The following is a 19,859-nucleotide window of genomic DNA, read 5'->3' as shown; positions in this document are numbered from 1 at the left end:
CGTTCTCCTCGCAGGGAGAGGGGACCGAAGCATGTCACTGAAGCTGTTCGAACTCGTGGGCACCGATGCCGGGCGCCCGTTCAGCCCGTTCTGCTGGCGGACCCGCATGGCGCTGGCGCACAAGGGACTGACCGCGGAGACGATCCCCTGGCGCTTCACCGAGAAGAGCGCGCTCGCGCCGCATGGTTCGGAGAAGGTGCCGGTGCTGCTCGACGGCGACCGCACGATCGTCGATTCCTGGGTGATCGCCGGCTATCTCGAAGACACTTATCCCGATCGGCCCTCGCTGTTCGGCGGCGCCGGCGGCCACGCGATGGCGCGCTTCATGAATGCGTGGGGCGACATCGCAATCGTTGGCGGCATCTTCCCGCTGATCATCGCCGATATCCCGAAGAACCTCGCGCCCGAGGACGCAGCCTATTTCCGCACCTCGCGCGAGGCGCGGTTCGGCAAACGGCTGGAAGAGGTCATGGCGCCGCGCGACCAGGCGGTGATCGGCTTCCGCAAATCGCTGGAGCCGCTGCGCCAGACCTTGAAGGCGCAGCCCTTCATCGGCGGCCATGCGCCAGACTATGCCGACTACATCGTGTTCGGCGGCTTCCAATGGGCCCGCGTGGTCAGCCCGTTCAAGCTGCTGGAGGAGACGGACAGCGTCTACGCCTGGCGCGAGCGGCTGCTCGATGCATTCGACGGGCTGGCGCGCAAGTCGCCGGGATTTCCGGTCTAGCGAGACAGCCGCGGCGGCCGGCGTTCGCACCACGCCGCCAGGCCTTCCGTCAGGTCGCGGCCGCCGACCAGGCTCGCGAACTGCTCGGCTTCGACCTGCAGCCCTTCGCCGATCGTCATGTTGAGGCCGCGCGTCGCCGCGGTGATCACGCTGGCGACGGCGTCCGGACCATGGCGGATGATGCGCTGGGCGAGCGCGCGGGCGGCCGGCAGCAGCTCGTCATGCGGCACCACCGCGTTGACGAGGCCGATGTCGAGCGCGCGCCGCGCCGGACAGGGATCGCCGGTCAGCAGCAGCTCGAGCCCGCGCTTGCGTCCGATCAGCCGCGGCAGCCGCTGCGTGCCGCCGAAGGTCGGCGGCATGCCGAGCCGGATCTCCGGCTTGGCGAAGCTGGCGCGCGCGCTGGCCACGGCCAGATGCACCGCCTCGGTGATCTCGCAGCCGCCGCCGAACGCAAGCCCGTTCACCGCGGCGATGATCGGCTTCCTGAACGCCTCCAGCCGCGCGATCATCGCCTGGCCGCGCCGCACGAAGTCGCGCAGCGCGGTGGCGCGCCCCTGGCGGACGCTGTCGGAGAATTCGTCGATGTCGGCGCCTGCAGAGAAGGCACGGTCGCCGGCGCCGGTCAGGATCACGGCCCTGATGCCGGTATCCGTCTCGATGCGGTCGAGCGCGGCCATCAGCGCATCGATCAGGGCGTAGCTGAGCGCATTCAGCCGCTCCGGCCGGTTGAGCGTGAGCAGGGCGATGCGGTCGGAGATGTCGAGCAGGATGGGATCGGCCATGAGGCGCCTCTCTAGGCTGGCAGGTGATGCCGCCAAGACTAGGCGGGCCGGCGCGCAAGGTATATTCACTGGTCAGTATACATTGGCATGAGCGCAGTCATGGCCCGTTCGTCCGATCCGACCCGCACGCGCATCCTCGCCGCGGCGAGCCGGCTGTTCTATGCCGAGGGCATCCGCGCCGTCAGCGTCGATGCGGTGGCCGAGAAGGCCGGCATCACCAAGAAGACGCTGTACTATCATTTCCGCAGCAAGGACGATCTCGTCGCGGCCTATCTCGCCGCGCGCGACCAGCCGAACCTTGAGCTGTTCAAGCGCTGGTTCGATGACGGTGAGGGTGCGTTGCCGGACAAGGTCGCCGCGATCTTCCGTCAGCTTGCTCGGGCTGCTCGACATCCGAAATGGCGCGGCTGCGGCTTCCTGCGCACGACGGCCGAGCTCGCCAATCTGCCCGGCCATCCCGCGATCAGGATCGGCGCCGCGCACAAGAAGAAGTTCGAGGCCTGGCTGCAGACGACGTTCGAAGCCGCCGGCATCGCGGCGTCAGGCGAGCTGGCGCGGCAGATGCTGCTGCTGCTCGACGGATCGTTCGCGGTCGTGCTGCTGCATCGTGATGCCAGCTACATGGAGACCGCGGGTGAGGCCGCGCGGGCGCTGACGACTGCGGCGCTGGCGCGACGCGCGAAATCCGCGGCCCCACGCCGGCCGCCTGCCGCGCGGTGAACCGGCCAGACGCGGTCTATGTCGGCGGCACGAACTGCAGGCGCAATCCCAGCATCTCGCGGACGGCGTCGAGATCCGGCAACACGGCTTCGCATTTCGCGCGCGTCTCGTCGGTCGGCGGCACGATGTCCGGCACCATCAGCGTGATCGCGCCGGCGGCGTGGGCCGCGGCGACGCCGGGGTTGGAATCCTCGATCGCCACGCAGGCCGGCGCGCGCGTCCGCAACCGCTCGGCGGCGAGCAGATAAAGGTCGGGATGCGGCTTGGCGCGACTGACGTCGTCGCGGGTCAGCACCGCATCGAAGCGGTGGTCGATGCGCGCGAGCCGCAGGTGCTCGGACGCGGTGCGGCGCGAGGACGAGGTGACGACGGCTTTGGGCAGGCCGGCTGCCTCGATCGCATCGAGCAGCGTCAGCACGCCCGGCTTCAGCGGCATGCCGGCATCCAGGATCTCGATGGTCTTGGCGGCGAACAGGCGATTGACTTCAACGAGCGGAAAGTTGTCGCCGAAATGGTCGCGCAGCGTCCGCTCGTTGTCGGGGCCGGGAATGCCGATCATGGCGTGGCAGAGCTCGGTCACGCCTTCGCTATAGCCGAGGGCGTTGAACGCGGCGATCGATGCTTCGAGATAGACCTTCTCGGTGTCGAGCAGCGTGCCGTCCATGTCGAGCAGGACGGCGTCGACCTGCCACCGCGTCATGAGCTCCGCTCCGCCTCGCCGGCCAGCCGCTTCAGGCAATGGACGCACAGGCAGTCCTTGAACGGGCTCTGCCCGGCCTTCGGCAAGGGCAGGCGGATGGACTCCTCGAAGCACCAGCAGACGCCCTCGGGATCGCACGTGAATTCCGTCCCGCACGACTCACAAGCGAGTTTTCGCGCGGTAACGTTTGCTAAACGATTTGTCACCTTCGGAACCACGTCCGATCGGTCCTTTTCATGCCCGGTTCATCTGCTGCCGCAAGTATAGTGCCGGGCTGCACAGGGCGCCAGCGCGCCGGTGTCGAACCCATTCACGAGGTCGGCGCACTCATTCTGGCGCAGGATTTGATGAGGACGAGGCATGGCCCGTGATCCCCAGGCGGCCCTCGTGGCGTTGAACCGCTTCGGCTTAGGCGCGCGTGGCGGCGCCTCGGGCGATTTCGTCAACGCGGCGTCGGATCCGCGCGGCTTCGTCAAGGCCGAACTCCTGCGGCCCAATGGCGCGCTGCTGGAGGTGCCGGGTCTGCTGGCCACGCCCGCGCTCGCGGACGCCGTCTTTGCCTATCAGGACGAGGTGAAACGAGCCCGCGAGGCGGCGGCGAAGTCGGAGGCGGCACCGGAGCAGCCGGGCCAGACGCGCGGCCTGTCGATGAATGCAGCCGACATGCCGGTGGCCGTGCCGCCGGCGGCAGCGTCGCCGAGTGCCGGCATGGCGGCGGCCGGTGAAGCTGCGCCGGCGATGCAGGCTGCTCCTGCGAAGCCGGCACCGCCGCAGCAGCCGCCCAACGTCGTCCAGAAGACCTTTCGCGCCGAAGCGCTGGCGCGACTCCAGCGCGCCGTGCTCGCCGATTGCGGCATCACCGAGCGCCTGGTGGCGTTCTGGTCGAATCATTTCTGCATCTCCGCCGCCAAGGGCGAACTGGCGCGGATGTGGGCGGGCGCGTTCGAGCGCGAAGCCATCAGGCCGCACGTGCTCGGGCGCTTCGCCGACATGCTGAAGGCGGTCGAGCAGCATCCGGCGATGTTGTTCTTTCTCGACAACCAGGACTCGCTCGGGCCGGACTCGCGGGCCGGCCAGAACCGCAAGCGCGGACTCAACGAGAATCTCGCGCGCGAGATCATGGAGCTGCATACGCTCGGCGTTGGTGGCGGCTATACCCAGCAGGACGTGACGTCGCTGGCGCGCATCATCACGGGCTGGAGCTTTGCCGGCCGCAACAGCCGCAACGCCGCGCCCGGCAGCTTCGTGTTCAACGTCAATGCGCATCAGCCAGGGCCGCAGACCCTGCTCGGCAAGATCTATCAGGATAACGGCCTTGCGCAGGGCGAGGCTGCTCTCGCCGACCTCGCGCGCCACGCGTCCACGGCGAAGTTCATTGCCACCAAGCTCGCCCGTCATTTCGTCGCCGATGATCCGCCGCCCGCGCTCGTCACCCGCCTCGAGGCCGCGTTCAGAACGACCGACGGGGATCTCAAGGCGGTGACGTTGGCCCTGCTCGATTCCGATGAGGCCTGGTCGGCGCCGCTGACCAAGATCCGCTCGCCCTACGAGTTTCTCGTCGCCGGCGGCCGGCTGCTGGCGCGCGTGCCCGAGGATCCCGGCTTCTATCTCAATTCGCTGAACACGCTCGGCCAGCCGCTATGGGCGCCGGCCGGTCCAAATGGATTTGCCGATAGCAACGCGATGTGGGCCGCGCCGGAAGGCATGAAGCTGCGGCTCGACATCTCGGCACAGCTTGCGTCACGTCTCGGCAACAATCTCGATCCGCGCGACCTGCTCGATCTCGCCGCGGGCAGTGCGACCTCGGCCGAAACGCGGCGCACGATCGAGCGGGCGGAGTCGCGCCAGCAGGCGCTGGCGCTGCTCCTGATGTCGCCGGAATTCCAGAGGAGATGACGATGGAGCGGATCACGACCTCGCTGCTGCCCTCGCGCCGGCAATTGATGCTGGCGGGCGCCTCCTTCGCCGCCTGGGCCCACTTGCCGAAATTCGCCCGCGCTGCCGGTTATCGCGATCCACGGCTGATCGTCGTGATCCTGCGCGGTGCGCTCGACGGGCTCGCCACCGTTGCGCCGATCGGCGACCCCGACTATGCGGGGCTGCATGGCGCGATCGCACTTGCGGCCGATGGACCGCACCCTGCGCTGCCGCTCGACTCGTTCTTTGCGCTGCATCCGTCGATGCCGGAATTCGCGCGCATGTACCGTGACAACAAGGCCGCCGTGATCCATGCGGTCGCCACGCCGTATCGCGAGCGCTCGCATTTCGATGGTCAGGACGTGCTCGAAAGCGGCTTTGCCGGACCGGGCCGGGTGCAGTCCGGCTGGCTCAATCGCGCCATTGAAGCGCTGCCGCGCGGGCCGCGCGTCTCCGGCGGGCTCGCGGTTGGACCGACGGCGCCGCTGGTGCTGCGCGGTGCGGCTCCCATCGTCGGCTGGGCCCCGGTGACCTTGCCGCAGGCCGACGACGACACCGCGATGCGCCTGGTCGACCTTTACACGCATCGTGATCCCGCGCTGGCGTCTGCTCTGTCGCAGGGGCTGAAGCTGGAGAAGGTGGCGTTCGGCGACGACATGAAGCCCAGGCCGGGCGGCAATCAGATCGCGGCGATGCGCCAGGTCGCGCGTGGTGCCGCGAAACTGATCGCCGCCGATGACGGACCGCGGATCGCGGCGCTGGCGTTCGATGGCTGGGACACGCATGCCAATGAAGGCGGCGCGGTCGGCCGGCTGGCACAGCTGCTGTCGGGACTCGATGGCGCGCTCGCGGAATTCGAAGCCGGCCTCGGGCCGCGCTGGCGCGACACGGTGGTCGTCGTCGCGACCGAGTTCGGTCGTACGGCGCGGATCAACGGCACGCAGGGGACCGACCATGGCACCGGCACCATCGCATTGCTCGCCGGTGGCGCGGTGAAGGGAGGACGCGTCATCGCCGACTGGCCGACGCTGAAGCTGGCGAGTCTCTATCAGGGCCGCGACCTCGCGCCGACCACCGATCTGCGCGCCGTGTTCAAGGGCGTGCTCACCGATCATCTCGGATTGAACGAGAATGTCCTCGGCGGCGTGGTGTTTCCGGAGAGCGCGGCGGTGAAGCCGATCAAGGGGCTCATCGCCTGAGGCTGTGTCGGTCGGCGCTGCCGCCGGATGTTCAAGACATCGCCGCATCAGCGACGAATGCGGCAGGCGCATCGTTGCGTGAAGTCTGCTATCCCTGGGCGCTGCGGCACAACATCCAGGAGATATATCCATGTTCATCGCCATGAATCGTTTTCGCGTCGCCAAGGGCTCGGAAGCCGCCTTCGAGCAGGTCTGGCTGTCGCGCGACAGCCATCTCGACAAGGTGCCCGGCTTCGTCGAGTTTCATCTGCTGAAGGGCCCCGAGGCCGAAGACCACACGCTCTACGCCTCGCACACGATCTGGGCCTCGAAGACCGCCTTCGAGGACTGGACCAAATCCGAAGCCTTCCGCATGGCCCACAAGGGCGCCGGCGACAACAAGCCGCTCTATCTCGGCCCGCCGCAGTTCGAGGGCTTTGAGGTCAGGCAGACGGTGGGCGGGAAGAAGTAGCTCTCGTTGATTCTCGCTGCCGCCCAGACGGTGGTGCGCTCCCTCTCCCCGTTCTTCACGGGGAGAGGGTTGGGGTGAGGGGCAGCGGCGCGGGTGGTGATCGTTTTGACCGCCAGCGCTCATATCTTGCCGAACTGCAGGATTGGTAGTTTCATTACTGCCGGTTTTTGAGAGCAGGCCACATGAGAGGCCCAGATCTGAAATCCGTTGGATTCGCACGGCGTCTTCGTACCGCCCAGACGAAAGCGGAGACGGTTCTTTGGGAAGGATCCGCAACCGCCAGATCGATGGTTACAAGTTCGTTCGGCAACTTCCCATCGCTGATTATATCTACGACTTTGTCTGTCGTGTAAGATGTCTGATTGTCGAAGTCGATGGTGGTCAACACAGCGAGTCCAGGCGGGATGCTGTTCGTGACCGTCGGTTGGCGGACGAAGGCTATCGGGTTCTTCGCATCTGGAACAATGATGTTATCGGAAACATCGAAGGGGTGCTTGCTGTCATTCAGCAGGAGCTCACGACGAAAGATTAGCTAGCTGGAGCTGATACTTCCCGTGCCGCTGCCCCTCACCCCAACCCTCTCCCCGTAAGAACGGGGAGAGGGAGCTCACCGCGCCCGTGGCGGCCTTCTCGGCACAAAGCGTCCCCGGTCGCAGACGGCGGCTGAAGGGGGCAGTTGAACGCGTGATCGGTCTATCGGTCGGAGCGGCCGTTGGCGCACATGCGACGAAAGGTCCGCCTGGGAACTGGAGCCTCACTCGTCTGTTATCGGGTGATGATCAGCCGGCAGCCGCTCAAGGTTCGTACCACCGAGGAAGTTCTCGGCCTGATCAGCGCTTTGGCCGTCGCCATTTTTGCGGTCATCATCATCGCGCTGCTGTATTTCGGTCGCGACATCTTCGTTCCCGTGGCGCTGGCCATTCTGCTCAGCTTCGTGCTGGCGCCGCTGGTCGCGCAATTGCAGCGGCTTCGTGCTCCGCGGGGGCTGGCCGTTGTCAGCGTGGTCGTTCTCGCCTTCGTGGTGATCTTTGCGCTGGGCAGCCTGCTCGCCACGCAACTCGCCCAGCTCGCCAGCGAGTTGCCGAACTATCAATCAACGATGAGCAACAAGATCCAGTCCTTCCGCGACACAAAGGCCGGGCGAGGGACACTCGAGCGGGCATCGGACATGCTCAAGGATCTGGGCAAGGAGCTCGACAAGCCGAAGGAGCCGGAGGCCCGGACGCCAGGTGGACTGCGCACGACGACGTCAGCTCCCGTGGCCCCGATTCCGGTCGAGGTGCGCCAGCCTGATCCCGGCGCCCTGGACAGTCTTCGCACGCTGATTTCGCCGCTCATTCATCCGCTGGCGACCACCGGCATCATCATCATCTTCGTCATCTTCATCCTGCTCCAGCGCGAAGATCTGCGGAATCGGCTCATTCGCCTTGCGGGCTCATCGGACCTGCAGCGCACCACCGCGGCGCTCGACGACGCCGCCTTCCGGCTCAGCCGGCTGTTTCTCACGCAACTCGCCCTGAACGGCGGATTCGGCGTCGTCATCGGCGTCGGCTTGTGGCTCATCGGCATTCCCAGCGCCATTCTTTGGGGGATTCTCGCCGCAGCGCTTCGATTCGTGCCCTATATCGGCGCGGTCATCGCAGCGGCGTTTCCGCTCGCGCTGGCGGCAGCGGTCGACCCCGGCTGGACGATGCTGATCTGGACGCTGGCGCTGTTTGTGGTCGTCGAGCCGCTGCTCGGCCACGTCATCGAACCGATGGTTTACGGGCGCAGCACGGGTCTGTCCCCCGTGGCCGTGGTGGTTTCCGCCGCGTTCTGGACCGCTCTCTGGGGCCCCATCGGGTTGGTGCTGGCGACCCCGCTGACGGTCTGTCTCGTCGTCATCGGACGGCATGTGGAGCGCCTGGAGTTCCTCGACGTCATGTTCGGCGATCGTCCGGCGTTGTCCCCTCCCGAGATATTCTACCAGCGCATGCTCGCAAACGATCCGACGGAAGCGGCCGAGAAGGCCGAGGAGTATCTCAAGGAGCGCTCGTTGATTGCCTATTGCGACGAGGTTGCGGTGAAGGGGCTGCAGTTGGCCCAGGCGGACGCCGAACGAGGCGCGCTCGCCTACGACCGTCTTGCGACCATCCGCGACGCGGTGACCGAGTTGACCGTCGATCTCTCCGACCAGAATGACGCGCCGGCGGCGACAGGCGAGAGGACCACCGATCCAGAGGCGGCTTCAGCCATCGACGATTCGGCGAGCAACGGGGCCGTCGACACGTTGCCGGTGCTCAGCAAGGAGAGTCTCGCAGATGGGTGGCGAAGCGAACAGCCGCTGCTGTGCGTGGCTGGTCGAACCCCGATCGATGAAGCCGCTGCGGTGCTTCTCGCCCAACTGCTCTCGGCGCACGGATTGGGGACGAAGGTTTCGGGAGCGGAGGCGCTTTCGACGGCGAATGTCATCAAGCTCGAGCCGGCAGGAATTGCGATTGCTTGCCTGGTCTACCTCGGCCATTCCGGCGTTGCGCATATGCGCTACAGCGTCCGTCGTTTGAAGCGGCGGCTCCCCAGAGCCAGGGTGATGTTGGTCTGCTGCGCAGCGGATCTCGATGAGCAGGCCGTGAAGGCGCTGCAAGAGGCAACCAAGGCCGAGCTGGTCGCGGTCAGCATGGGCGAGGCCGTCAAGCTGTGCATCGACGCCGCGCAGGCCAGAACGTCTCCGCCGTTGCCGTCGGTCAAGCTGGATCCGACGACGAATGTTGCATGAGACTCGGTCGCGGCCGCTGCTCCACCGCCACCTGCAACTCCAAAAAAGCGCGGCCCCGGTCAGAGACGGCGTCTGACGGGGACCGCTGACGCGCGTGATCCGTGACGGGGGGCCGATCAAGCGCTCGGCCTGAGCGTAGGCGCGGGGCATGACGGCGGCATGACAGCCGCTGGCCTACACCGCCTTGCGGTAGACGATGAAGCCCGAACGTTCGGCGATCTTGTCGTAGAGCGCCTGTGCCGTGCTGTTGGTCTCATGCGTCTGCCAGTAGACGCGGGGCGCGCCGGCCTGCCGGGCGGCGTGGTAGACGGCTTCGATCAGCGCGCGTCCGACGCCCTTGCCGCGGGCGGCTTCGCTCGTGAACAGGTCGTTGAGGTAGCAGAGCGGCCCGATCGATGTGGTGGCGCGGTGAAACAGATAATGCGTCAGCCCGATCAGCTCGCCGCCGCTCTCGGCGACCAGGGCGTGCACCGGCTCAGCGGCATCGAAGAAGCGAGCCCAGGTGGTGGCGGTGATCTCGGCCGCCAGCGCGGTCGGTCCGGAGCGGCCGTAGAAGGCGTTGTAACCGTCCCACAACGGCAGCCAGCGATCATAGTCGTCGCGCGCGATCGCGCGAATGGTCGGGGCGTCGGTCATCAGGGCTTCACCGTCGGCTGGAGTCGGACGGGACCTCGATACGTGCCGCTCGATCCGAGATCAACCGGGGACCGTCTGCACCGGGACGGCGGTGGGCGGCCCGATCAGCCGGACATGCATCGTCCGCGCTTCTTCGGTGAGCGGCGACAGCGACAGCTCGCCGCGGCGCTCGATGATGATGAGCAGTGAAGCCGCCAGCAGGATCGCGAGTGCCAGGGTCACGGCAACAATTACGACCGTTGATTTCATCGCCATTTGCAGCGCGAGACAATCATCGCCTGTTGTCGCGAAAACCGCGAAGGGTTGTCAAAATGGCTTCCTGGCTAAGCGGGCATCGAGATGACGGCCTGGATCGACAGCACAACGATGCTGACGCTCACACCCAATGAGAGCGTGCTGGCTGCAATCGTGGCCGCGACCACAGTGGTCAGGTCGGCAGAAAGGGTGAGCGTGACGTGGTCGTGAAAGCCGCTGACGGTCGCTGTGACCGGCCCTTCACTGTGTTCGGATGTCCCGGGCGACCCAGGGCCACGGACCCAACTGAACTTCGGAACGGAAGCACCACGCCACCGGGACATGAAGTCGAATCCCTTACCCATACATCCGCGAGCGAATCACTCGCAGAGGTAAATTCTAAGGTAACGCTGGGCAGGATTGGGGCGGCAACTGGCCAAAAATGGCAAAAAGATGGCGTTACCGGTATCTGTTCCCGCCCGCGCGTGTATTTTTCCCGCGGTTCTACGGGCGGTCGGTAGTCTTACGGTGCACCGTCAATCGTAGTCGGCGGCAATGCCCGCTGAATCGATCATGGCCGGCTGCCAGTCCATCGCCACGAAACCGGGCGCATGCTCGACCCGGCGCAGCCAGTTGCGGATCTTCGGGAAGGTCGAGAGATCGAAGTCGCAACGGTCGGCGACATGGGTGTAGCCGTAGAGCGCGATGTCGGCGACGGTCAGCTGCTTCGCTGCGAAGTAGTCGTTGCTCTTGAGATGATTCTCCATCACCTGCAGCGCCGCGTAGCCGCGCTCCATCCAGTCCTCCAGCGCGTGGGTCTGCAGGTCACGCCCGCCCTTGACGAGCAGCAGCCAGAAATAGGCGGCGCCGATGTTCGGCTCCAGCGCGTGCTGCTCGAAGAACATCCATTGCAGCGCCTCGGCGCGCTCGATGCGTGATTCCGGCACCAGCGGCGTGCCGCCGGCGACATACCACAGGATCGCGTTGGACTCGGCGATGTAGCGGTCCTCGCCGACCTCGAGCAGCGGCACCTGGCCGCTCGGGTTCTTGGCGAGGAAGTCCGGCGTGCGGCTCTCGCCGCGGAGAATGTCGATCTCGATCGCCTGATAGGGCGCGTTCAGGAGCGCCAGCGCAAGGCGGACCTTGTAGCTATTGCCCGATCGCTGCATCGAATAGAGCTTGTACATCCGGCCGTATCGAGTTCGAGGAATCGTCGCGTTGGAGAATCACGCATCCGGACGCCAGATCGTCCCGCAATGCGGCCAGACAATGATGCCGATGGGCGCGGGCTGCAAGAGCCGAGGGATGGAAAAAGTCGAAAACAGCTACTGCACCGCACTCGCGAACAACAACTTTCCAACAGCTTCAAATAATCGAGATCACGCTTGTGCGATGCGCGCGTGTCCGTCGATCTCGGAGGCGCGATCGGCCAGCGCGCGGCGCAGAGTCAGCGCAAACAGACCCATCAGCACGATCAGACCGAGCGGTATCGTCGTCAGCCCGGCGACGCTGCGCGACAGCAGCGGCACGATCCACGCAGCGGCGAGCACGCTGAGCTCATAGTCGCGAAAGCCGTCGGCGAGACCATGGCGAACGAAGAAGATGATCGCGACGGCCAGCACGACGAGGTCATAGTCGAGAACGTAAGGCGTTGCCAGCAGGCTCGCGCTGGCGAGCGCCGAGGCCTTCAGATCGAACGCCGCCTCGCTCTGCCACAGCCATGCAAGGCCGCCCGCGAGCGACAATGCGAGCAAGGTCTGCAGCGCATAGGCGGTGCGGACATCGGCTCCCCAGTGACGTGCCGCCGAGAACACGGACTGTATTTTCTCCCAGCCGGTGCCGCCTTGCTCGAGCACCACCGTCTGGGTGAAAGTCATCGACTGGAAGAAGGCATGCCAGACGTCGGTGCCCAGCACCGCGAAGCTGATCGCGATCAGCGCCGCCACCGTGACACCTGCTGCCGCGATCGTCGGCCAGCGCCCGCTTGCGAGCAGGGCGATCGGGATGAGCACGCCGAATTGCGGCTTGTAGGCCAGAAGCCCGATCAGCACGCCTGCGATCCACGGCCGGCCGCGCTCCATCATCAGCAACGCGCCGCCGAGCAGGGCGGCCGTGAAGAACGCGTTCTGGCCATGACCGATGTTGACGAACACCGCGGGGAAGGCGGCGGCGACCAGCAACGTCTCCGACCGTGGCAGGATCGCGCGCATGACAGCGAGATAGGCGAGCAGGCTCGACACCACCCACAGCGCCAGCCCCCCGGCATAGGGCAGCAAAGCCGTGACGGCGGCGATTGCGAAGAAGAATGGGGGATAGTGCCAGCCGAAGAACGGCACGTCGCGGCCGTCGAACACGGCCTTCTCCATCGCATGCTGCAACGGTGGGTCGTAGGCGTCGGCGGCCTTGCCGTGAAGGGTCAATACCCCTGCCGCATAGACATTGGAGAAATCGGTGCCGATCGGCTTGCCGTTGCGATCGATCAGGCCGTCGGAGAGCGCGATCCAGCCCGCGACCGCGGCGGCCGCGAACGCGAGCAGAAGCCAGCTGTAGGATCTGATCCGCGCGGCCGTCAGCCAGTTGCCGGATCGCAGGGCGCTCCCGATAGTGGTCATTTCGGCCTGAAAATTGGGACAATCGTTGGTCCACGCTAGCCGGGTCGCTTTAACGTTCCCTAAACTCTTGGGAGCCATGTGCCCAAGCTTCTTGCGATGCGGGCTTTCGGGCCGTAAAAGCAGGCGTTTCCCTGACATGACTGGTCGTGGCCCCGAGGGGGTGATCCACGACGCCTGCATAGGAGCTGATGATGTCCTTTCTCGCCGCTGCGCTCGACCGTGTGAAGCCGTCCGCGACCATCGCGGTCACGGATAAAGCGCGAGTCCTCAAAGCGGCGGGCCGCAACGTCATCGGCCTCGGCGCCGGCGAGCCGGATTTCGACACGCCCGACAACATCAAGCAGGCCGCGATCAAGGCGATCCAGGACGGCAAGACCAAGTACACCGCGGTCGATGGCATCCCCGAGCTGAAGGAAGCCATCATCGGCAAGTTCCAGCGCGAGAACGGCCTCACCTACAAGCCGAACCAGGTGATCGTCGGCGTCGGCGGCAAGCAGGTGCTGTACAATGCGCTGATGGCGACCATCAATCCCGGCGACCAGGTGATCATCCCGGCGCCGTATTGGGTCAGCTATCCGGAGATGGTGGCGCTCGCCGGCGGCGAGCCGGTGCCGGTGGTCTGCACCGCCGCCCACGGCTTCAAGCTGCAGCCGGAGGCGCTGGACAAGGCGATCACGCCGAAGACCAAGTGGCTGATCCTGTGCTCGCCGTCGAACCCGACCGGCGCGGCCTACACCAAGGCCGAGCTGAAGGCGCTCACCGAGGTGCTGGTCAAGCATCCGCATGTCTGGATCATGACCGACGACATGTATGAGCACCTGGTCTATGACGACTTCGTGTTCACCACGCCGGCCCAGGTCGAGCCCTCGCTGTTCGACCGCACGCTGACCGTCAACGGCGTCTCCAAGGCCTATTGCATGACCGGCTGGCGGATCGGCTATGCCGGCGGTCCGGCGCAGCTGATCAAGGCGATGGCGACCATCCAGTCGCAGTCGACCTCGAACCCGTGCTCGATCGCGCAATGGGCGGCGGTGGAGGCTCTCAACGGCCCGCAGAGCTTCATCCCGGCCAACAACAAGGTGTTCAAGGAGCGCCGCGATCTCGTGGTCTCGATGCTGAACCAGGCGAACGGCATCGAGTGCCCGCGGCCGGAAGGCGCGTTCTACGTCTATCCGTCCTGCGCCGGCACGATCGGCAAGACCGCGCCGTCGGGCAAGGTGATCGACAATGACGAGGCCTTCGTCACCGAGCTCCTGGAGACCGAGGGCGTCGCGGTGGTGCATGGCTCGGCGTTCGGCCTCGGCCCGGCCTTCCGCATCTCCTATGCGACCAAGACCTCGGATCTCGAGGACGCCTGCAAGCGTATCCAGCGCTTCTGCGGCAATCTGAGGTAATCGGGCAACAGCGACCTTCGAATCTCCAAAGGTCAAGTTCCGCACAGAAAGGCGCCATGTTTTGAACATGGCGCCTTTCTTTTGTCCGGGCTCAAGTCCGGTGGCGTAGGGTTGAGTTTGATGCGGCTGCTTGTGCTGTCGATCGTGGCGATGGTGATGATGGTGCCGCTCGCGCAGGCCCATCAGGGCCGGCCGATGCGTGCGGGGGTTCTGGAGTGCGAGGGCCGACGGACGACCGGCAAGCTGGTGATGTCGCAGGCCCGTCTGCGCTGCGTGTTTCGCAGCCAGGGCCGCCAGCCGGAGCGCTATGTCGCCAAGGTCCGCCGCTACGGTCTCGATCTCGGACTGACGGATCAGACCCGGATGGCGTGGGCAGTCTACGCTCCCGTCAATGATTTCGGCCGCAGCGAGCTGCGCGGGCGCTATGGCGGCTTGTCGGCCAACGCCGCCGCGCTGGTCGGCTTCGGCGGCAGCTTCCTGGTCCGCGACACCGATCGCGCCACCCAGTTGCAGCCGATCAGCCTGCAGGGGCAGACCGGCATGAACCTCGCGGCGGGAATCACCGAGGTCGAGCTGGTGCCGCTGCTGCCGGTGCATCCAAGCCCGAGCCGATCGTCGTCCTACTTCTCACGCTATTATCGCTGAGCACGGCGAGAATGCCTCGCAGCAGCGTGGCATCGGGCGAGAGCTGACGTTGTTCAGCCAGATGAACGGCGCGCCGCTTCTGGCACGGCTGTAAGCCTTGTGGCATAGATGTGATGGCTCGTGATCATCGGTTCGATCACCGAGCGCCGCATCACATGTTCATTTCAGCCGGAGTTTATTCATGCGCTCGACCATCCTCGCCGGGCTCACTGCTGCAGGCCTCTGCATCGCCGGCGCTGCCCAGGCGCAAGATCGCGTGCGGATCGGCGTCCTCGAATGCCGCGGCGGCGCCAGCGTCGGCTTCATCGTCGGCTCGGTGACCCATCTCGGCTGCGTGCTGCGCGCCGACGGCCTCCCCGAGGACCGCTACGTCGCGACGATCCGCAAGGTCGGCCTCGACCTCGGCATCACCCAGGAATCGCTGCTCGCCTGGGTGGTCTATGCGCCGGTCGCGCGGCTCGGGCCGGGCGATCTTTCCGGCGACTATGCCGGTGCGCAGGGCTCGGCCGCGGTCGGTGTCGGCCTCGGCGGCAACGTGCTGGTCGGCGGCTCCGCCAACTCGATCGCGTTGCAGCCGCTCAGCGTGCAGGGCCAGGTCGGTCTGTCCGTCTCGGCCGGGCTGCAAAGCCTCGAATTGCGCCCGGGCCGTTGATCCTCCCTTTGCCGTGAACAGCCGCCTTCCCGCAATCGTGCGGGAAGGCGGCGTGCCTGCCGCACTGCAGCGACGTTTTTCGCGAGCGTCCTGCTTGCCAAAGCGGCAGACGAGGCAGAGCATTCGGCTTTGCCGACCCAATCAAGGGCCGAGCTCCACAATGAGGAGGCGGCGAAATGGGACAAGACCTGAGAAGTCCCCGAGGTCCACGGTGCATCGCGCTGGTGGGCCCTTTCCAAAGCGGTAAAACCACTCTGTTGGAGGCGATCCTGGCGCGAACCGGCGCGATCCCGCGCACCGGCAGCGTCGACGCCGGCACCTCCGTCGGCGATGCCAGCCCGGAGGCGCGCCATCACAAGATGAGCGTCGCGATGACGGCGGCGACCACGACCTTCATGGGCGACAGCTACACCTTCCTCGACTGTCCCGGCTCGATCGAGTTCATCCACGACATGCGCGCCGCGCTGCCGGCGGTGGACGCTGCGATCGTGGTCTGCGAGGCGGATGAGAAGAAGCTGCCGCAGCTGCAGCTCATCCTGCGCGAGCTCGAGGAGCTGCGCATTCCGCGCTTCCTGTTTCTCAACAAGATCGATCGCGCCAATGCGCGCATCCGCGAGACGCTGGCGACCTTGCAGCCGGCCTCGCGCGTGCCGCTGGTGCTCCGCCAGATCCCGATCTGGAAAGGCGAGCTCATCGAGGGCTTCGTCGATCTCGCTCTGGAGCGCGCCTTCATCTATCGCGAGCACAAGGCCTCCGAGGTCGTCGCGCTCGAAGGCGGCGATCTCGACCGCGAGAAGGAGGCGCGCTTCTCGATGCTGGAGAAGCTCGCCGATCACGACGATTCGCTGATGGAGCAGTTGCTCGAGGATATCCCGCCGCCGCGCGATGCCGTGTTCGACGACCTCGCGCGCGAATTGCGTGAGGGCCTGATCTGCCCGGTGCTGCTCGGCTCGGCGCTGCGCGAGAACGGCGTGCTCCGGCTGATGAAGGCGCTGCGCCACGAGGCGCCCGGCATCGCCGAGACCGCCAGGCGGCTCGGCGTCAAGGACACCAAGGAGGCGCTCGGCTACGTCTTCAAGACGCTGCATCTGCAGCATGGCGGCAAGCTGTCGCTGACGCGGCTGCTGGCGGGCCATCTCGACGATGGTGCGACCTTGCATGCCGCCTCGGGCGAGGCGGCGCGCGTCTCCGGCATTCTCGCTGCGACCGGCGTCTATGACAGCAAGCGCGCGGGCGCGGAGGCCGGCGACACGGTCGCGCTCGGCAAGCTCGAGACCGTCAAGACCGGCGACACGATTGCGACCGGCAAGACGGCGCCAAAGGCGCTCGCGAAGCTCGATCCGTGTCCGCCGGTGCTGGCGATCTCGATCGCCGCCGTCGACCGCAAGGACGACGTCAAGCTCGGCCAGGCCCTGCTGCGGCTCAACGAGGAGGACCCCTCGCTGACGATGGTGCAGAACCAGCGCACGCATGACACGGTGCTGTGGGGACAGGGCGAGATGCATCTGCGCGTCGCGCTCGAGCGGCTGCGGGACCGCTTCGGCGTCAACGTCAAATCGCATGCGCCCGCGATCGGCTATCAGGAGACCATCCGCAAGCCGATCACCCAGCGCGGCCGGCACAAGAAGCAGTCCGGCGGCCACGGCCAGTTTGGCGACGTCGTGCTCGACATCAAGCCGCTGCCGCGCGGCGAGGGCTTCCAGTTCGCCGAGAAGGTGGTCGGCGGCGCGGTGCCGCGCAACTACATCCCGGCGGTCGAGGAGGGCGTCGTCGACGCGCTGGTGCGCGGCCCGCTCGGCTTCCCGGTGATCGATGTCGCGGTGACGCTCACCGACGGCTCCTATCACAGCGTCGATTCGTCCGACCTCGCGTTCCGGACGGCGGCGCGGGCCGGCGTCAGCGAGGCGCTGCCGCAATGCCAGCCGGTGCTGCTGGAGCCGATCCACACGGTCGAGATCGTCTGTCCGACCGAAGCGACCGCCAGGATCAACGCGATCCTGTCGGCTCGGCGCGGCCAGATCCTGTCGTTCGACACCCGCGACGGCTGGCCGGGATGGGACTGCGTCCGTGCCATGATGCCGGAGGCCGAGATCGGCGAGTTGATCGTCGAGCTGCGCTCGGCCACCGCCGGTGCCGGCAGCTTCACCCGCCAGTTCGACCACATGGCCGAGGTGACGGGCCGCGCCGCCGACCACATCATCGCTTCGCATCGCGACGCGGCATAGTCCCAAGCCTTGCAGCGTGGCCGGGCGCCCGTAAGCCCGGCCACGGCTTCAGCGACCCCGCCGATATGGTCCGGCAAGTATCGGCGGCCCGCGTCGCCTCGCGTTGCGACGCAATGTGCACTTGTGCACCAACCGAGTTCCCAGCATGGTGTTATGATAACGCCATCCGATCCCCGGACCTGATATGCCGTCATTGGCCGAACAATCCTGATCGGCCGCCGCCCACGCCCCCTCGGTGATGTCGAGCCGGACGGGACGACGGCGCGGGCCCGAGAGTTCATCAGTTCCCAGCTCAGCCTCACGTGATTCAGAAGCTCTCGTCTGCTCCGTTCTATCTGCGCGCCGCCCAGGCGACGGAAAGATTCCGCCGCCAAGCCCTGCTGGGCTACGCGATCGCCGTCGGCGCGGCGATCGCGGCCTTCGCGCTGCGCCTCGCTTTGGTCGATACGCTGCCCGACGGCTTTCCCTATCTGACGTTCTTCCCGGCCGTCATCCTCACGACCTTCTTCTGCGGTGTCGGGCCCGGCACCGTGTGTGCCGCGTTGTGCGGCGCGCTGGCGTGGTACTTCTTCATGCCGGCGTCGGGCTATCAGAACGCGTTCGCGATCGGCTTCTACGCGATCATCGTCGCGGTCGACATCACGCTGATCCATTTGATGCATGAGGCCGCGCGGCATCTGCGCCAGGAGCGCGCCGTCTCCGAGCGGCTCTACGAAAATCAGCGCGTGCTGTTCCAGGAGCTGCAGCACCGCGTCGCCAACAACATCCAGTTCATCGCCGGATTGCTGATGATGCAGAAGCGGCAGGCGCTGGCGGATCCCTCGCGCGCCACTGCGATTCTCAGCGAGGCGCAGACGCGGCTCGAGACGATCTCGCGCGTTCATCGCATGTTGCATGATCCCGGCCGGATGGATCTCGACATCGGTCCCTATCTGCAGACCATCTGCAACGACGTGCTGGAGTCGAGTGGCGCGCGCCAGGTCGCCTGCGTGGTGGATTTCGCGCCGGCGCAGCTCGACCTGACCCGCCTGACTGCGCTGTCGCTGCTGGTCGTCGAACTCGTCACCAATGCGCTCAAGCATGCCTTCGGGCCGGACGAGGCTGGCACCATCACGGTCAGCCTGAGGCCGCTCGACGAGGCGCGCTATGCGCTAACGATCGCGGATGACGGCAAGGGCCTCGCCCCCGGCGCCGACCCCAGCAAAGGTAACAGCTTGGGCTTGCGGATCTGCGAGGGCCTTGCCGCACAGCTGCACGGCAAGCTCACCACCACCAGCGGCCGTGGCACGACGGTTCGGCTCGATTTTCCCAAACAGGTTCCGGCCTGACGCCTAGAGCACGATGCGACTAGATCATGATGCGATTCCACGGAATCGCATCATGATCCTATCCCTTTGTTTGAGCATGATCTTTTCGGAAAACCGGTTTCCACTTTTCCGGATCATGCTCTCGGTGGAAACGCATCATGCTCTCATCGCCAAGGCGCTGATAGGGACGACGGAAGGCACCGCGAATTCAGTCTCACCCTCCCCTGGAGGGGGAGGGTCGATCGCACGCGAAGCGGGCGAGCGGGGTGGGGTGATCTCTCCGCGAAACCGGCGCAAGAGGAGAGATCACCCCACCCCGGCTCACGTTACGCTGTGCTCCGTGTGAGCCGACCCTCCCCCTCCAGGGGAGGGTGAGAGCGGGGCCGACCTCGAAGCTGCGCGCTTGGCGATCGGAAAGGCGCGTCATGCGGCCTTGATGCTCCAACTCAATCCGCGCCGCAGGCAGCCCTGGCGGCCATCCCCGTAGCCCTTGCCATTGCCTCCATATGATGTATTTTACATCATTGTCTTTGTCTCAGACATCACTTATGGTGTGTGCTACGTGAGGCCATCGTGATCACGTCGTTCCAGATGCGGGCCGCGCGTGCGCTGCTCGGGATAGATCAGAAAACCTTGGCCGAGCTGGCCGGCGTATCGCTGCCGACGATCCAGCGGATGGAAGCCTCCACCGGCAACGTCCGCGGCGTCGTGGATTCGCTGACCAAGGTCGTCGATGCGCTCAATCGTGCGGGCGTGGATCTGATCGGTGAGCATGCCCGCAGCGAGGATGGCGGGCGCGGTGTTCGCCTGAAGGACCCCGGGCCGCCCAACCGCGTGGGCCGTCAAACTGACATTGCGCGCGATGGCGCGAGCTAGCTTCATCGCGCGGCACGGAGGCCG

The 19,859-nt window shown here is 66.1% G+C and carries 22 protein-coding genes; 13 read left to right on the top strand and 9 right to left on the bottom strand.

The genetic code is table 11. From position 1 onward, the window contains the following. Positions 1-31: 31 nt before the first annotated feature. On the top strand, positions 32-727 hold the full coding sequence (locus QXZ94_RS19085; RefSeq protein ID WP_315721715.1) for a glutathione S-transferase family protein: 696 nt from the start codon (positions 32-34) through the stop codon (positions 725-727). Here QXZ94_RS19085 and QXZ94_RS19080 read toward each other — a convergent pair. Beyond that, complete coding sequence (locus QXZ94_RS19080; RefSeq protein WP_315721714.1) at positions 724-1,512, bottom strand: crotonase/enoyl-CoA hydratase family protein; 789 nt, start codon at positions 1,510-1,512, stop codon at positions 724-726. The two genes, QXZ94_RS19085 and QXZ94_RS19080, sit on opposite strands and share 4 nt — an antisense overlap. A gap of 99 nt (positions 1,513-1,611) precedes the next feature. Here QXZ94_RS19080 and QXZ94_RS19075 point away from each other — a divergent pair, with 99 nt between their 5' ends. Beyond that, positions 1,612-2,232 (top strand): helix-turn-helix domain-containing protein, encoded by a 621-nt coding sequence (locus QXZ94_RS19075; RefSeq protein WP_315721713.1) that lies wholly within the window; start codon positions 1,612-1,614, stop codon positions 2,230-2,232. A 16-nt stretch (positions 2,233-2,248) separates the two neighbouring features. Here the strand turns inward: QXZ94_RS19075 and QXZ94_RS19070 are convergent, their stop codons facing one another. Further along, entirely contained in the window at positions 2,249-2,932 is a 684-nt protein-coding gene (locus tag QXZ94_RS19070; RefSeq protein ID WP_172112385.1) for an HAD family hydrolase, read from the bottom strand. Then, a complete protein-coding gene (locus QXZ94_RS19065; RefSeq protein ID WP_409998800.1) occupies positions 2,929-3,138 on the bottom strand; it encodes a cysteine-rich CWC family protein in 210 nt (69 codons plus the stop codon). Before QXZ94_RS19065 ends, QXZ94_RS19070 begins: the two co-directional genes overlap by 4 nt. A gap of 154 nt (positions 3,139-3,292) precedes the next feature. On the opposite strand from QXZ94_RS19065, the gene QXZ94_RS19060 reads away from it, so the two are divergent. From QXZ94_RS19060 to QXZ94_RS19045, 4 genes are all read left to right on the top strand, one after another. Beyond that, positions 3,293-4,828 carry a DUF1800 domain-containing protein gene (locus QXZ94_RS19060; RefSeq protein ID WP_315721711.1) on the top strand — a complete coding sequence of 512 codons (1,536 nt, stop codon included), beginning with the start codon at positions 3,293-3,295 and terminating at the stop codon, positions 4,826-4,828. Then, complete coding sequence (locus QXZ94_RS19055; protein ID WP_315721710.1) at positions 4,825-6,048, top strand: DUF1501 domain-containing protein; 1,224 nt, start codon at positions 4,825-4,827, stop codon at positions 6,046-6,048. Before QXZ94_RS19060 ends, QXZ94_RS19055 begins: the two co-directional genes overlap by 4 nt. A 130-nt stretch (positions 6,049-6,178) precedes the next feature. Then, on the top strand, positions 6,179-6,499 hold the full coding sequence (locus QXZ94_RS19050) for an antibiotic biosynthesis monooxygenase family protein (protein WP_009026294.1): 321 nt from the start codon (positions 6,179-6,181) through the stop codon (positions 6,497-6,499). 259 nt (positions 6,500-6,758) lie between these two features. Next, positions 6,759-7,031, top strand: a complete 273-nt coding sequence (locus QXZ94_RS19045; protein ID WP_315721709.1) for an endonuclease domain-containing protein — start codon at positions 6,759-6,761, stop codon at positions 7,029-7,031. 222 nt (positions 7,032-7,253) lie between these two features. On the opposite strand, the gene QXZ94_RS19040 is transcribed toward QXZ94_RS19045, so the two are convergent. Next, positions 7,254-7,457, bottom strand: coding sequence for a hypothetical protein (locus QXZ94_RS19040; protein ID WP_315726714.1), 204 nt, complete (start codon positions 7,455-7,457; stop codon positions 7,254-7,256). Here QXZ94_RS19040 and QXZ94_RS19035 point away from each other — a divergent pair. Then, positions 7,362-9,254 carry an AI-2E family transporter gene (locus QXZ94_RS19035; RefSeq protein ID WP_315726378.1) on the top strand — a complete coding sequence of 631 codons (1,893 nt, stop codon included), beginning with the start codon at positions 7,362-7,364 and terminating at the stop codon, positions 9,252-9,254. The genes QXZ94_RS19040 and QXZ94_RS19035 overlap by 96 nt on opposite strands. Before the next feature lie 174 nt (positions 9,255-9,428). Here the strand turns inward: QXZ94_RS19035 and QXZ94_RS19030 are convergent, their stop codons facing one another. The 5 genes from QXZ94_RS19030 to QXZ94_RS19010 all read right to left on the bottom strand — a co-directional run bounded on the left by QXZ94_RS19030 (position 9,429) and on the right by QXZ94_RS19010 (position 12,736). Beyond that, the gene (locus tag QXZ94_RS19030; RefSeq protein WP_315721708.1) at positions 9,429-9,890 is read right to left on the bottom strand and encodes a GNAT family N-acetyltransferase; all 462 of its coding nucleotides are present in this window, start codon (positions 9,888-9,890) and stop codon (positions 9,429-9,431) included. Positions 9,891-9,950: 60 nt separating this feature from the next. After that, on the bottom strand, positions 9,951-10,145 hold the full coding sequence (locus QXZ94_RS19025) for a hypothetical protein (protein WP_315721707.1): 195 nt from the start codon (positions 10,143-10,145) through the stop codon (positions 9,951-9,953). 68 nt (positions 10,146-10,213) lie between these two features. Next, complete coding sequence (locus tag QXZ94_RS19020) at positions 10,214-10,468, bottom strand: hypothetical protein (protein WP_315721706.1); 255 nt, start codon at positions 10,466-10,468, stop codon at positions 10,214-10,216. Positions 10,469-10,660: 192 nt separating this feature from the next. Further along, positions 10,661-11,311 carry a glutathione S-transferase family protein gene (locus QXZ94_RS19015; RefSeq protein WP_172112377.1) on the bottom strand — a complete coding sequence of 217 codons (651 nt, stop codon included), beginning with the start codon at positions 11,309-11,311 and terminating at the stop codon, positions 10,661-10,663. Between the two features lie 192 nt (positions 11,312-11,503). Further along, positions 11,504-12,736 (bottom strand): glycosyltransferase family 87 protein, encoded by a 1,233-nt coding sequence (locus QXZ94_RS19010; RefSeq protein ID WP_315726376.1) that lies wholly within the window; start codon positions 12,734-12,736, stop codon positions 11,504-11,506. Between the two features lie 191 nt (positions 12,737-12,927). Here QXZ94_RS19010 and QXZ94_RS19005 point away from each other — a divergent pair, with 191 nt between their 5' ends. The 6 genes from QXZ94_RS19005 to QXZ94_RS18980 all read left to right on the top strand — a co-directional run bounded on the left by QXZ94_RS19005 (position 12,928) and on the right by QXZ94_RS18980 (position 19,835). After that, on the top strand, positions 12,928-14,130 hold the full coding sequence (locus tag QXZ94_RS19005; protein ID WP_315721705.1) for a pyridoxal phosphate-dependent aminotransferase: 1,203 nt from the start codon (positions 12,928-12,930) through the stop codon (positions 14,128-14,130). 120 nt (positions 14,131-14,250) lie between these two features. Next, positions 14,251-14,775 carry a DUF992 domain-containing protein gene (locus tag QXZ94_RS19000; RefSeq protein WP_172112375.1) on the top strand — a complete coding sequence of 175 codons (525 nt, stop codon included), beginning with the start codon at positions 14,251-14,253 and terminating at the stop codon, positions 14,773-14,775. A 181-nt stretch (positions 14,776-14,956) separates the two neighbouring features. Further along, positions 14,957-15,427 (top strand): DUF992 domain-containing protein, encoded by a 471-nt coding sequence (locus QXZ94_RS18995; RefSeq protein WP_172132334.1) that lies wholly within the window; start codon positions 14,957-14,959, stop codon positions 15,425-15,427. 176 nt (positions 15,428-15,603) lie between these two features. Next, positions 15,604-17,652, top strand: a complete 2,049-nt coding sequence (locus QXZ94_RS18990; protein ID WP_315721704.1) for an elongation factor G — start codon at positions 15,604-15,606, stop codon at positions 17,650-17,652. Between the two features lie 302 nt (positions 17,653-17,954). Continuing rightward, entirely contained in the window at positions 17,955-18,980 is a 1,026-nt protein-coding gene (locus QXZ94_RS18985; RefSeq protein ID WP_315721703.1) for a histidine kinase dimerization/phosphoacceptor domain -containing protein, read from the top strand. A 552-nt stretch (positions 18,981-19,532) separates the two neighbouring features. Continuing rightward, on the top strand, positions 19,533-19,835 hold the full coding sequence (locus QXZ94_RS18980) for a helix-turn-helix domain-containing protein (protein ID WP_172112371.1): 303 nt from the start codon (positions 19,533-19,535) through the stop codon (positions 19,833-19,835). The last annotated feature ends 24 nt before the right edge of the window (positions 19,836-19,859 follow it).

It is taken from the genome of Bradyrhizobium sp. SZCCHNS2022 (assembly GCF_032377575.1).
Classification (GTDB): Bacteria; Pseudomonadota; Alphaproteobacteria; order Rhizobiales; family Xanthobacteraceae; genus Bradyrhizobium; species Bradyrhizobium aeschynomenes.
Note: the sequence above shows the minus strand (reverse complement) of the source record. Positions and strands in the feature narration are given on the sequence as shown.

Excerpts from the sequence above, each read along its gene's own strand:
- QXZ94_RS19085 (WP_315721715.1), top strand. The coding sequence starts at position 32 with ATGTCACTGAAGCTGTTCGAACTCGTGGGCACCGATGCCGGGCGCCCG.
- QXZ94_RS19080 (WP_315721714.1), bottom strand. The coding sequence starts at position 1,512 with ATGGCCGATCCCATCCTGCTCGACATCTCCGACCGCATCGCCCTGCTC.
- QXZ94_RS19075 (WP_315721713.1), top strand. The coding sequence starts at position 1,612 with ATGGCCCGTTCGTCCGATCCGACCCGCACGCGCATCCTCGCCGCGGCG.
- QXZ94_RS19070 (WP_172112385.1), bottom strand. The coding sequence starts at position 2,932 with ATGACGCGGTGGCAGGTCGACGCCGTCCTGCTCGACATGGACGGCACG.
- QXZ94_RS19060 (WP_315721711.1), top strand. The coding sequence starts at position 3,293 with ATGGCCCGTGATCCCCAGGCGGCCCTCGTGGCGTTGAACCGCTTCGGC.
- QXZ94_RS19055 (WP_315721710.1), top strand. The coding sequence starts at position 4,825 with ATGACGATGGAGCGGATCACGACCTCGCTGCTGCCCTCGCGCCGGCAA.
- QXZ94_RS19050 (WP_009026294.1), top strand. The coding sequence starts at position 6,179 with ATGTTCATCGCCATGAATCGTTTTCGCGTCGCCAAGGGCTCGGAAGCC.
- QXZ94_RS19030 (WP_315721708.1), bottom strand. The coding sequence starts at position 9,890 with ATGACCGACGCCCCGACCATTCGCGCGATCGCGCGCGACGACTATGAT.
- QXZ94_RS19025 (WP_315721707.1), bottom strand. The coding sequence starts at position 10,145 with ATGGCGATGAAATCAACGGTCGTAATTGTTGCCGTGACCCTGGCACTC.
- QXZ94_RS19020 (WP_315721706.1), bottom strand. The coding sequence starts at position 10,468 with ATGTCCCGGTGGCGTGGTGCTTCCGTTCCGAAGTTCAGTTGGGTCCGT.
- QXZ94_RS19015 (WP_172112377.1), bottom strand. The coding sequence starts at position 11,311 with ATGTACAAGCTCTATTCGATGCAGCGATCGGGCAATAGCTACAAGGTC.
- QXZ94_RS19010 (WP_315726376.1), bottom strand. The coding sequence starts at position 12,736 with ATGACCACTATCGGGAGCGCCCTGCGATCCGGCAACTGGCTGACGGCC.
- QXZ94_RS19005 (WP_315721705.1), top strand. The coding sequence starts at position 12,928 with ATGTCCTTTCTCGCCGCTGCGCTCGACCGTGTGAAGCCGTCCGCGACC.
- QXZ94_RS19000 (WP_172112375.1), top strand. The coding sequence starts at position 14,251 with ATGCGGCTGCTTGTGCTGTCGATCGTGGCGATGGTGATGATGGTGCCG.
- QXZ94_RS18995 (WP_172132334.1), top strand. The coding sequence starts at position 14,957 with ATGCGCTCGACCATCCTCGCCGGGCTCACTGCTGCAGGCCTCTGCATC.
- QXZ94_RS18990 (WP_315721704.1), top strand. The coding sequence starts at position 15,604 with ATGGGACAAGACCTGAGAAGTCCCCGAGGTCCACGGTGCATCGCGCTG.